Source organism: Streptomyces albospinus, from assembly GCF_014648695.1.
In the GTDB taxonomy this organism is placed as follows: domain Bacteria; phylum Actinomycetota; class Actinomycetes; order Streptomycetales; family Streptomycetaceae; genus Streptomyces; species Streptomyces albospinus.
Window position 1 is genome coordinate 157,087 of sequence record NZ_BMRP01000003.1, and the last position, 11,801, is coordinate 168,887.

Below are 11,801 nucleotides of genomic sequence, written 5' to 3' on the forward strand. Positions count from 1 at the left end.
CGCTCCACTACGAATCACCCGACTCACCGTATCCGGCTACGCGTTACGCCCCATCAGGAGACCGCCATGCCCGCCTCCACCGATGACACCCCGCAAGGCATCCGCCGCCGCAATCTGGCCCGGGTGCTGCGCGCGGTGGCGGCCGACGGGCCGCTCTCCCGGCCGGGTGTCGCGGCGCGCATCGGGCTGACCCGGGCGGGTGTGGCACCGCTGGTCGACGAACTGCTGCGGGCCGGACTGCTGGTGGAGACCGGGCCGGCGGCGACCGGCGGGCGCGGGCGACCGGGGAGTGAACTGGCCGTCAGCGACCGGGGACCGGCCGGGATCGGGGCGGAGATAGGCGTCGACCACCTGGCGGTGTGCGCGGTCGATCTGCGCGGCCGGATCCGCGCCCGGGTGGCCGCGGACGCGGCGAACCGGCACAGCGAACCGGGGCCCGTGCTACGGCAGTTGTCCGCCCTGCTGGCGGACGTACGGACGGGGATCGCCGCCGAGGGGCTGCGGCCGGCCGGACTGGCGGTCGCCGTCCCCGGGCTGGTGGCCCGGGGCTCGACGACGGTGGTGCACGCCCCCAACCTCGGCTGGCGGGACACCGATCTGGCGCCCGCCCTGGCCCCGGAGTACGGCGGCGCCGGGTCCGTCCCGCTCACCGTGGAGAACGAGGCGAACCTCGGAGCGCTGGCCGAACTGCGGCTGAGCGGCGGAACCGGCCGGCCCGCACCGCCGGACTTCCTGCATGTCTCGGCCGAGATCGGCATCGGCGCCGCGGTGGTGGTGGACGGTCAACTGCTGCGGGGCGACCGGGGGTTCGCCGGTGAGCTGGGGCACGTGCCGGTGTACCCGGAGGGCCGCCCGTGCGACTGCGGCGGGCGGGGCTGCCTGGAGCAGTACGCGGGCGAGCGGGCCGTGCTGCGCGCCGGCGGGCTCTCACCGGAGCGGGCGGCGGCCGGACGTCCGGGGCCGGGTGCCGCCGTCGCGCTGCTGGCGCGGCGCGCCGCCGACGGGGACGCGGCGACCGTCCGCGCCCTGCACGAGGCGGGTACCGCGCTGGGGATCGCGCTCGCCGGGGCGGTGAATCTGCTCGATCCGCGGGCGGTGGTCCTCGGCGGTTCACTGGCCGGGCTGGCACCGTGGGTCCTGCCGTCCCTGGAGCGGGAGTTGACGTTCCGTACCGCCGTCGCGGCCCAACCGGCCGTTTCCGGCGACCCGTTGGTGAGAGTGTCCCAACTGGGGGCGGACGGGCCGCTGTTCGGTGCGGCGCATGCCGCGCTCCGGGCCGTTCTGGACGATCCGCCGGCCTTTTCCCCGACGCACCGTTCCCGGTGCTGAAAACCGCTAAACCTTTCCATGGAAGCCGAATTCCATGCCACCCAATCGAGCGATTGTGCGGATAAAAGAGGCGCCACTATCTTCGGTGCGGCGAGCCGCCGGGGAGCTCCGCCGAACGCTCTCCGGACGGGCCGCGCAGCACCCTCCACGAGATAGGTGACATGGTGACGATTGCCGGCGAAACACTGCCCGGAAGCGCCGAAGAGACCCCGAATTCCAGCCTGAGCACCGCAGCCGCACGGAATTTGGCGACCACCACCAAGACCGCACCGCAGATGCAGGGGATCACCTCCCGCTGGCTGCTGCGGCTGCTGCCGTGGGTGCAGGTCTCGGGTGGTACGTATCGCGTCAACCGGCGGCTGGCGTACACCGTCGGCGACGGGCGGATCGACTTCGACATCATCGGCACCCAGGTCTCGATCATCCCCGACGAGCTGCGCGAACTGCCTTCGCTGTGGGAGTTCACGGACACCGAGGTGCTCGCGGCACTCGGCGAAAGGTTTACTCAGCACGAGTACACGCCCGGCGAGATGATCGCCGAGGCCGGTACGCCGCACGACCGGGTGGTGCTGATCGCGCACGGCCGGGTCGACCGGATCGGCACCGGCAAATACGGCGACGCGACCGTGCTCGAAGCGCTGGCCGGCGGCGACCACCTCGGCGACGCCCCGCTCACCAGCCCGGACGGCAGCTGGGAGTTCAGCTATCGCGCGGTGACCCGGGTGACGGTCATGGCACTGCGCCGGCAGGACGCCCATGAGGTCATCGGCCGCTCCGACGCGCTGCGCGACCATCTCGCGGCGGGCACCGACGGCGCCGGGCCGCCGACCAACGCGAGCGGCGAATCCGCGGTCGCGGTCGCCTCCGGCCACCACGGCGAACCTCCGCTGCCCAGCACCTTCGTCGACTACGAGCCGGCACCGCGGGAGTACGAACTCAGCGTCGCGCAGACCGTACTGCGCACCCACACCAGGGTCGGCGACCTCTACAACGACCCGATGAACCAGGTCGAGGAGCAGCTCAAGCTCACGGTCCAGGCGCTGCGCGAGCGCCAGGAGCACGAGATGATCAACAACCCCGGGTTCGGGCTGCTGCACAACGCCGACCTCAAGCAGCGCATCCACACCCGCAGCGGCCCGCCCACCCCCGACGACCTCGACGAGCTCCTCGCGACGGTCTGGAAGGACCCGGGCTTCCTGCTGGCGCACCCGAAGACCATCTCGGCGATCGGCCGGGAGTGCAACGCCCGCGGGCTCTACCCGGACCCGGTCTCCTTCCTGGGCCACTCGGTGCCGTCCTGGCGCGGGGTGCCGATCTTCCCGTGCAACAAGATCCCGGTGACGAAGGAGCGGACGAGTTCGGTACTGCTGCTGCGCACCGGCGAGGAAAAACAAGGTGTGGTCGGTCTGCATCGCAGTGGAATTCCGGATGAATACGAGCCGAGCCTTTCGGTGCGGTTCATGGGAATCGACGACACCGCCGTCATGAACTATCTCGTCAGCGCCTACTATTCGGCGGCCATTCTCGTTCCCGATGCGCTGGGTGTCCTGGAGGACGTGGAAATCGGTCACTGAGGGGTACCGCCTCGCCGTCCGGAGGACCGAGCACGCCCTGCCGGCCCGGACCGCTCCCGCACGTCTTCTTCCCTGCCTTTCTCCACCGCTCCTTCAGAGCGTCACGTTCCGAACAGAACAGGTGAATCCTCGCCATGACCACATCGGTGGACCCCACGTCCGGCCCGCAGACGTCAGGCATCGAGCAGCACCGCTCCAGCCTGGACACCGCCGCCGCCCGCAATCTGGCGACCACGACCAAGACGCCGCCGCAGATGCAGGGCATCTCCTCGCGGTGGCTGCTGCGCATCCTGCCCTGGACGCAGGTCGACGGCGGCACCTACCGCGTGAACCGGCGGCTGACCCACACACTCGGCGACGGCCGGGTGGAGTTCGTCACCCAGGGCGCCGAAGTCCGCGTGATTCCACAAGAGTTGCGGGAGATGGCGCCGCTGCGCAGCTTCGACGACAACCCGACGCTGGAGGCGCTGGCCGACCGGTTCGTCCAGCGGGACTTCGCCCCCGGCGATGTCCTCGCCGAGCGGGGCACGCCGACCGACCAGGTCATCCTGATCGCCCACGGCAAGCTCGAACGGCTCGGCACCGGCAAGTACGGCGACGAGACCGTGGTGGCGGTGCTCGCCGACGGCGATGCGGCCGGCGAGGCGGCGCTGCTGATGCCGGACGCCGAGTGGGAGCACACCGTACGGGCGGTCACCCGCGGCACCGCGCTGACGCTGTCGCGCGCCGAGTACGAAGAGGTGCTGGGCCGTTCGGAGGCGCTGCGCGAGCACGTCGAGAACTTCCGTACGGCGCTGGTTCCGGCGCAGAACAAGCACGGCGAGGCGGCCATCGAGCTGGCCGCCGGCCATGTCGGCGAGCCCGAGCTGCCGGGCACCTTCGTCGACTACGAGCGCGCGCCGCGGGAGTACGAACTCAGCGTCGCGCAGACCGTGTTGAAGATCCACTCGCGGGTCGCCGACCTCTACAACGACCCGATGAACCAGCTGGACCAGCAGCTGCGGCTCACGGTGGAGGCGCTGCGCGAGCGCCAGGAACACGAGATGGTCAACAACCGCGAGTTCGGACTGCTGCACAACGCCGACCTCAAGCAGCGCATCCACACCCGCAGCGGCCCGCCCACCCCCGACGACCTGGACGAGCTGATCTCCCGGCGCCGCAAGACCCAGTTCCTGCTGGCGCACCCGCGCACCATCGCGGCCATCGGGCGGGAGTGGAACGCACGGGGGATCTACCCGGCGAACACCGAGATCGACGGGACGCCGGTGCGCGCCTGGCGGGGTATTCCGCTGCTGCCCTGCAACAAGATCCCGGTCAACCCGGACCAGACCAGCTCGATCATCGCGATGCGGGTCGGCGAGGAGAACCAGGGCGTGGTGGGGCTGCACCAGACCGGCATCCCGGACGAGTACCGGCCGGGCCTGTCGGTGCGCTTCATGGGCATCAATGAGCAGGCCGTCATCAAGTACCTGGTCAGCGCCTACTATTCGGCGGCGGTCCTGGTGCCGGACGCGCTGGGCGTGCTGGAGGACGTCGAGATCGGCCACTGACCACAGCGTGATGACACCACCTCGGGTGCGTGCCGGACCGCCATCTTCTGGCACTACCTCAGATCCGGTGTTCCGGCACCCGGGTGACGTCCGATCAGGGGGTATCGGGCTCCTTTGAACGGCCGCGGTCCGTCTTTGGTCAAGCCATTGACAGAACGGCCATTCCCTTGGCAGGGCGCGCACTGTTGCGCATGATGAGTACATCGACATGTGCGTGACATGTATGCGACCACCCCTCGGTCCTTGTCAGGAGTTCACATGGAGCCCGACCCTCATCTCCCGGCCCGCCGGCGGCTGCTCACCGGCGCGGCGGCGCTCGCCGCAGCCGCCGCACTGACCCCCCTCACCGCGGCCACCGCCGCCGCGGCACCCCGCAAACGGGCCGCGGGCGGCGGCGCCTACCCCCCGGTCCACTGGACTCCGGCCAACCCCGCCAACTTCACCGCCGCCCACCGCCCGTCGAAGTACCCGATCGACATGATCGTGATCCATGTGACCCAGGAGACCTTCCCGGACACCCTCCGGCTCTTCCGGGACCCCGCACACCAGGCCGCCGCGCACTACGTCGTACGGTCCGCGGACGGCTACACCGCCCAGTGCGTCCACGAGCGGGACGTCGCCTGGCACGCCGGCAACTGGGACTACAACACCCGCAGCATCGGCATCGAGCACGAGGGCTGGATCGACGACCCGAAGTGGTTCACCGACGCCCTCTACACCCGGTCCGCGCTGCTGACCGCCGCCATCTGCCACCGCTACGGCATCCCCAAGGACCGCAAGCACATCATCGGGCACGTCGAGGTCCCCGGCACCGACCACAAGGACCCCGGCCAGTACTGGGACTGGGCCCGCTACATGGAACTGGTCGACGGGGCGGCCTTCTGGGAGAACCTGCTGGAGATGTGACGGACCGTCATATCCCTTCTCCGACCTCGGCGCCGGGCGACACGACGGCCGTTCCGCAGGTGTACGGATTCCCGACATCCGCGGGTCATAGTGAGCGCTCCAAGCACCTGGGACAGTTGACGCGACGTCAGGGGGCTCTCGTGAAGAAGCGATTCGACCGGGTCCGGACGACGGGGACGGCGCTGGTCGCGTGGGCGGTCCTGGTCGGCGGCGGGCTGGCGGGCGGCGGGCGGGCCACCGCCGCGGACACCGGCATCGAGCGTGCGGAAGCGGTCCAGGTGGCGCCCGGCGTGACCTATGACGAGTTCCGGATGAGGCTGCCGCGCGGCATCGTGCACGGCCATCTGCTGACCGTCGACCTGACCGATCCGGCGGTCTCGGTGGACCTGCTGTACCCGGGGGCGGCCTCCGGACGCGCTCCGGTCTCCGAGCTGGCCGACGCCGAGGACGTGGTGGGGGCCGTCAACGGCGACTTCTTCAACATCAGCGAGACCCAGCACCCGGGAGTCGAGGTGACCGGTTCCGCGGACGGGCCCGCGGTGTCCTCGGGGCGGGAGCTGAAGGGCGCGGTGCCGAACGGCCAGCGGTTCGGGCCCGTGCTGCCGCCCGGCGCGACCACCGAGGACGTCCTCACCGTCGGCTACGACCACCGGGCCCGGCTGGACCGGCTGGCGCTGCGCGGCACGGTCCGCAGCGCCGAGGGCTCCTGGCCGTTGCGCGGGCTGAACCAGTACGCGCTGCCGGTGAACGGGATCGGCGCGTACACCGCCACCTGGGGCGCGGCGTCCCGGGAGCGCGCGGTATGCGGCACGGACACCGACCGGCGCGCGGGGTGCGTGACGAACACCGCCGAGGTCACGGTGCGGCACGGGCGGGTGGCGAAGGTGGGCCGCCACCCGGGCAAGGGGCAGATCGCGGCCGGGAGCGTGGTGCTGCTGGGCCGGGAGGACGGGGCGCGGCGGCTGCGCGGGCTGCATGTCGGCGAGCGGGTGCGGATCAGCCACCGGCTGGCCGGGCAGGAGCCGGGCCGGCCGCTGCTCGCGGTCGGCGGCTTTCCGATCGTGCGGAACGCGCGGCCGGTGGGCGGACTGGACACCGCCGCGGTGACGGTGCGGACCTCCGCGGGCATCGCGGATCGGGGCCGGACGCTGTATCTGATGGCGCTGGACGGGGAGAAGGGGAAGCACCAGACAGGGCTGACGGTGCGGGAGCTGGCGGATCTGATGGTGCGGCTGGGGGCCCGGGAGGCGATGGATCTGGACGGCGGCGGATCGTCGACGTTCGTCAGCCGCGACCCGTACGACGACGAGCTGCGGGTGCGCAATCATCCGTCGAACGGCAAGGAGCGGCCGGTGGCGAACGCCATCGGGGTCTTCTCCTCCGAGTGATCGCGACCCGTGGCCGGCGGCGGGATCCGCCGGTTCCGACCAGGACAGGTGACACGCCCGGTGACCGGGCGGTTACGGCGGCCGGACCGTCGGCCGCCTGCCCGGGTCAGGGGCGCACGCCGCTGACGACGTCGGCCGCGCCGGCGAGCCCGTGGTGGATGTCCGGGGCGAGGCTGCTGCCCGCGAGATAGAAGCCGAGCAGCCCGCAGACCAGGGCATGCGAGAACTTGAGCTTGCCGCTGCGCAGAAAGATCACTGTGAGGACCACCAGCAAAAGGATCACCGAGACGGACACCGCCATGGACACCACACCTCCTCGACCGCCGCCCGAACAGGCGGCAAGAGACGGCCAGTTTGGCGCATTCAGAGGTATGCCCGGTTCGAGTCCGGGTGCTCCAAACAGGTGATCACTGCGGGTCACGGGGCGTCGGCGGGCGCCATTCTCCGGCCCGGCGGCGCACGGCTGTTCCGTGACGGGATACCCCAACTTCCCGGCAGATCCGCATTGTTCAGTGAATGGCCCGCACTTCGGCAAAGTTGTGGCATGGATCACATCACCCACCGCAACGGAGTGTTGCGAATGACCGTCTTAGCGGCCGACATTGCCGCCGTTCCCGCACCGCAGACGGAAAGCCCCTGCCCATGAGCCAGAGCCCCGACCGGCACCGCCGGCCGACACGGTCGTTGTATGTCGCTCTCGCACTGGTACCGCTGATCGGCGTCGGCACGCTCGCGGCGTGCGACGCCACCAAGGCATCGGCATCCCAGGGGCAGCCGGTGAAGGTGGGGCTGGGATCGGCCAGCGGGACGGCGACCGTGCAGGCCGGGGACCGGCTGCGGGTGAGCGCGGACGGCGGCGTGCTGACCGAGGTGACGGTGACCGACCCCCGGGGACGGCAGCTGGTCGGCGGGCTCTCCGGAAACGGCACGGAGTGGACGTCACGGGCCAAGGCCGAGCCGGACACCAAGTACTCCGTGCTCGCCCGCACGAAGAACCCGCAAGGCGACACCGGTGAGGCGAAGGAGTCGCTGACCACGGGCAAGGTGGCCAAGCGGAACCGGGCGAGGCTCACCCCCGCCCCGCACGGCGATGTGGTCGGCCTCACCGAGCCGATCACCCTCGTCTTCGCCTTCCCGGTGACCGAGCGGGCGGCGGTGGAGCGGCGGCTGAAGGTGATCACCGACCGCCCCACCGAAGGATCGTGGGACTGGTCGAGCACCAAGGGCGGCAAGGACGAGATCGCCTGGCGGCCGAAGGACGCGTGGGCGCCCGGGACCAAAGTCACACTGCGCGCCGAACTCAACGGCGTGGACTCCGGCGGCGGCCGATTCTTCACCAAGGACTACGGCCTGAGCTTCACCATCGGCCGGAGCGGAGCCGTGAAAGCGGACCTCGATGCCGGCGCCTACACCACTCCCGGACTCGGACTTACGCCTGCTTTATGGCAAGGTCCAGGTGGGTGACCTCATCGCGGTCGCCGAACCCTCCGTACAAAGGAGAGACAACAGGGAGGGACGGGACAGAAGGCCGGAGGGCCGGACGGTCCCGGTGACAGCAAACGAGCAACAAACCAGTGGCAGAAATACAGGGCCCCTTGTGTGGAACCGCTGACCCCTTTCAGAGCCTAATGTGACGGAATGAGCACCGTGCAGGACCAGGATCAACTCACGGGGTGGCGGCGCTTCCGGCGCCGCGTCCCCAATGGCTTCGCCATCATCTTCAGCGTGCTGGGGCTTTTCTGTGCCCTGACGGCGCTGATCGGGCCCCTTCGGCGGGCGCTCCACTCGGTGATCTACTGGCTGGACGCGCTCACCATCCCGGTGACCCCGAACTTCGCGTACGCGGTCTTCCTCTTCCTGCTGGGCGCGGCGATGGCCGCGCGCAAACGGGTCGCTTTGTGGTTCGTTGTCGCGTACATGATGCTTAACGTCCTCGCGGACGCGCTGTTCCTCGCCGCCGGGTACTGGGAGTACAGCATCTCCCTGGTGCTGTGCGCCGGATCGCTGGTGCTGCTGCTCGTTGCGCACCGCGAGTTCTACGCGATCACCCGGCGCGGTGCCTTCCTGCGGGCCGCCCTGGTGCTGGGCGGCGGGCTCGTGGTGGCGGTGCTGCTCGGCTGGGGGCTGGTCTCGCTGACGCCCGGGTCGCTGGAGCACGGCGGCGGCAACCGTCTGCTGTGGGCCGCCAACCGCGTCTGCGGTGGGCTGGTCGGCGGCCGGATCGTCGAGGGGCACCCGCCGCACTGGACCGGCACCGTCCTCGGTCTGCTGGGCGCGCTGGCGCTGCTCAACGCCGCCGCCACGCTCTTCCGCTCGCAGCGGATGGAAGCCGCGCTGCACGGCGACGAGGAGTCCCGCATCAGGGCGCTGCTGAACAAGTACGGCAGCCAGGACTCGCTGGGCTACTTCGCCACCCGCCGGGACAAGGCCGTGGTCTTCTCCCCCAGCGGCAAGGCCGCCGTGACCTACCGCGTGGAGACCGGTGTCTGCCTGGCCAGTGGTGACCCGGTCGGTGACCGCGAGGCATGGGCGCCGGCCATCGAGGCGTGGCTGGAGGTCGCCGGGCGCTACGGCTGGCAGCCCGCCGTCATGGGCGCCAGCGAGGACGGCGCGAAGGCGTTCGCCCGCGCCGGGATGGGCGCACTCCAGCTCGGTGACGAGGCGATCCTGCACGTCGCCGGGTTCGATCTGGACGGCCGTGAGATGCGGGTCACCCGCCAGGCCGTCAACCGCGTCGAGCGGACCGGGGCGACCTTCCGCGTACGGCGCCACGCCGAGCTGAGCGACCAGGAGATGCAGGAGGTCATCCACCGCGCGGACGCCTGGCGCGACACCGAGACCGAGCGCGGCTTCTCGATGGCGCTGGACCGGCTGGGCGACGATCAGGACGGCGACTGCCTGCTGGCCGAGGCGTTCGACGGCGACGGCAACATGATCGCGCTGCTGTCCTTCGTCCCCTGGGGCAAGGACGGCATCTCGCTGGATCTGATGCGCCGCGACCGCAGCGCGCCCAACGGCGTGATGGAGTTCATGGTCGCCCAGCTGTGCGCCCAGGCCGGCACGCTCGGGGTGCGGCGGATCTCGCTGAACTTCGCGGTCTTCCGGTCCGCCTTCGAGGAGGGCGCCCGGATCGGTGCCGGTCCGGTGCTGAAGTTCTGGCGCCGGCTGCTGCTGTTCTTCTCCCGCTGGTGGCAGCTGGAGGCGCTCTACCGCTCGAACTCGAAGTACCTCCCGGAGTGGTACCCGCGGTTCCTGTGCTACGCGGACGCCGGTGCGCTGGCCCGGATCGGTATGGCCTCCGGTATCGCCGAGGGCTTCGTGGCCGTGCCGAGCCTGGGCAAGCTGTGGGGCAAGGGCCACAAGAAGCGGGTGCTGGCCCCGGCGAGCACCGCGGGTCTGCCGTCGCTGGACGAGCTGGGCCTGGTGCAGGCGCCGCCGGCCGGCGAGGCGGAGCAGCGGGAGCAGGAGCTGGCCGCGCTGCCCGAGCAGGTGCGGGTGCGGCACCGCAAGCTGGAGCGGCTGCGGGAGGCCGGCACGGACCCGTATCCGGTCGGCGTGCAGCGGACGCACACCCTCGGCCAGGTCTGCGAGGAGCACCGGGAGCTGGCGGCCGGGGAGCGTACCGGCAAGACCGTCACCGTCACCGGGCGGGTGCTGCTCACCCGCGACCACGGCGGCGTGCTGTTCGCGGTGCTGCGGGACTGGTCGGGCGATCTCCAGATCGCGCTGACCCGGGACGGCAGCGGCACCGAGCTGCTGGACCGCTTCGCCGCGGACGTGGACCTCGGTGACCACGTCGAGGCCGAGGGCGAGGTCGGCACCAGCGACCGCGGCGAGCTCACCGTGTTCGTGACCCGGTGGCGGCTGACCGCCAAGTGCCTGCGTCCGCTGCCGGACAAGCGGCGCGGTCTGTCCGACCCGGAGGCCAAGGTCCGCCAGCGGTATGTGGACCTGGTCGTCTCGCCGGACGCGCGGGACAACGTGCGGGCACGCAGCACGGCCGTGCAGGCGCTGCGCCAGGGGCTGATCGAACGCGGCTACCTGGAGGTCGAGACCCCGATGCTCCAGCAGATCCACGGTGGCGCCAACGCCCGCCCGTTCCAGACCCACATCAACGCCTACGACCTGGATCTGTATCTGCGGATCGCGCCGGAGCTGTACCTCAAGCGGCTCTGCGTGGGCGGTATGGAGAAGGTCTTCGAGATGGGGCGGACGTTCCGCAACGAGGGCATCTCGTACAAGCACAACCCCGAGTTCACGATGCTGGAGGCGTACCAGGCGTTCGCCGACTACGACGTGATGCTCAACCTGACCCGGGAGCTGATCCAGGGCGCGGCGGTCGCGGCGTTCGGCAGTGCCACCGCCCGTAAGGCGGACAAGAGCGGGCGGCTGGTCGAGCACGACATCTCGGGCATCTGGCCGGTCAAGACCGTCTACGGCGCGATCTCCGAGGCACTGGGCGAGGAGGTCGACGCGGACACCGACCCCGATGTGCTGCGGCGGCTGTGCAACGCCTCGTCGGTGCCGGTGAAGCCGGAGATGGGCCGGGGCGACATCGTGCTGGAGATGTACGAGCGGCTGGTCGAGGAGAAGACCACGCTGCCGACCTTCTACAAGGACTTCCCCACCGATGTCTCGCCGCTGACGCGTCAGCACCGGGTCGACCCGCGGCTCGCCGAGCGCTGGGACCTGGTCGCGTTCGGCACCGAACTGGGCACCGCCTACTCGGAGTTGACCGACCCGGTCGAGCAGCGGCGGCGGCTCACCGCGCAGTCGCTGCTGGCGGCCGGCGGTGACCCGGAGGCGATGGAGCTGGACGAGGACTTCCTCCAGGCCCTGGAGTACGCGATGCCGCCGACCGGTGGTCTGGGCATCGGTGTGGACCGGCTGGTGATGTTCCTGACCGGTCTGTCGATCCGCGAGACGCTGCCGTTCCCGCTGGTGCGTAGGCGCTGATCGCGCGGAGTGCCGACGTCCGGACCTTCCCGTCCGGATGCGCGGGGCTCCGCCCCGGACCCCGCTCCTCAATCGCCGGAGGGGCTGAACTTTCGGGC

The 11,801-nt window shown here is 70.8% G+C and carries 8 protein-coding genes; 7 read left to right on the forward strand and 1 reads right to left on the reverse strand.

Annotated features, from left to right (window positions below):
- The first annotated feature begins 66 nt into the window (after positions 1 to 66).
- The 5 genes from IEZ17_RS06265 to IEZ17_RS06285 all read left to right on the forward strand — a co-directional run bounded on the left by IEZ17_RS06265 (position 67) and on the right by IEZ17_RS06285 (position 6,747).
- Complete coding sequence (locus IEZ17_RS06265; protein ID WP_189297248.1) at positions 67 to 1,329, forward strand: ROK family transcriptional regulator; 1,263 nt, start codon at positions 67 to 69, stop codon at positions 1,327 to 1,329.
- A gap of 161 nt (positions 1,330 to 1,490) precedes the next feature.
- Positions 1,491 to 2,903 carry a family 2B encapsulin nanocompartment shell protein gene (locus IEZ17_RS06270; protein ID WP_189297250.1) on the forward strand — a complete coding sequence of 471 codons (1,413 nt, stop codon included), beginning with the start codon at positions 1,491 to 1,493 and terminating at the stop codon, positions 2,901 to 2,903.
- Positions 2,904 to 3,037: 134 nt separating this feature from the next.
- Positions 3,038 to 4,453, forward strand: a complete 1,416-nt coding sequence (locus IEZ17_RS06275) for a family 2B encapsulin nanocompartment shell protein (protein ID WP_189297252.1) — start codon at positions 3,038 to 3,040, stop codon at positions 4,451 to 4,453.
- Positions 4,454 to 4,711: 258 nt separating this feature from the next.
- Positions 4,712 to 5,359: an N-acetylmuramoyl-L-alanine amidase gene (locus IEZ17_RS06280; protein ID WP_189297254.1), complete on the forward strand. Its 648-nt coding sequence runs from the start codon at positions 4,712 to 4,714 to the stop codon at positions 5,357 to 5,359.
- A 140-nt stretch (positions 5,360 to 5,499) separates the two neighbouring features.
- Positions 5,500 to 6,747, forward strand: a complete 1,248-nt coding sequence (locus tag IEZ17_RS06285) for a phosphodiester glycosidase family protein (protein ID WP_189297256.1) — start codon at positions 5,500 to 5,502, stop codon at positions 6,745 to 6,747.
- Between the two features lie 106 nt (positions 6,748 to 6,853).
- On the opposite strand, the gene IEZ17_RS06290 is transcribed toward IEZ17_RS06285, so the two are convergent.
- A complete protein-coding gene (locus IEZ17_RS06290) occupies positions 6,854 to 7,048 on the reverse strand; it encodes a hypothetical protein (RefSeq protein WP_189297258.1) in 195 nt (64 codons plus the stop codon).
- 341 nt (positions 7,049 to 7,389) lie between these two features.
- On the opposite strand from IEZ17_RS06290, the gene IEZ17_RS06295 reads away from it, so the two are divergent.
- Together IEZ17_RS06295 and lysX are read left to right on the forward strand one after the other, a co-directional pair.
- Complete coding sequence (locus IEZ17_RS06295; RefSeq protein ID WP_189297260.1) at positions 7,390 to 8,211, forward strand: Ig-like domain-containing protein; 822 nt, start codon at positions 7,390 to 7,392, stop codon at positions 8,209 to 8,211.
- A gap of 174 nt (positions 8,212 to 8,385) precedes the next feature.
- Positions 8,386 to 11,703 carry a bifunctional lysylphosphatidylglycerol synthetase/lysine--tRNA ligase LysX gene (gene lysX / locus IEZ17_RS06300; RefSeq protein ID WP_189297262.1) on the forward strand — a complete coding sequence of 1,106 codons (3,318 nt, stop codon included), beginning with the start codon at positions 8,386 to 8,388 and terminating at the stop codon, positions 11,701 to 11,703.
- Positions 11,704 to 11,801: the final 98 nt, after the last annotated feature.

Coding starts and splice junctions, on each gene's coding strand:
- IEZ17_RS06275 (WP_189297252.1), top strand. CDS start 3,038: ATGACCACATCGGTGGACCCCACGTCCGGCCCGCAGACGTCAGGCATC.
- IEZ17_RS06265 (WP_189297248.1), top strand. CDS start 67: ATGCCCGCCTCCACCGATGACACCCCGCAAGGCATCCGCCGCCGCAAT.
- IEZ17_RS06290 (WP_189297258.1), bottom strand. CDS start 7,048: ATGGCGGTGTCCGTCTCGGTGATCCTTTTGCTGGTGGTCCTCACAGTG.
- IEZ17_RS06295 (WP_189297260.1), top strand. CDS start 7,390: ATGAGCCAGAGCCCCGACCGGCACCGCCGGCCGACACGGTCGTTGTAT.
- IEZ17_RS06270 (WP_189297250.1), top strand. CDS start 1,491: ATGGTGACGATTGCCGGCGAAACACTGCCCGGAAGCGCCGAAGAGACC.
- lysX (WP_189297262.1), top strand. CDS start 8,386: ATGAGCACCGTGCAGGACCAGGATCAACTCACGGGGTGGCGGCGCTTC.
- IEZ17_RS06280 (WP_189297254.1), top strand. CDS start 4,712: ATGGAGCCCGACCCTCATCTCCCGGCCCGCCGGCGGCTGCTCACCGGC.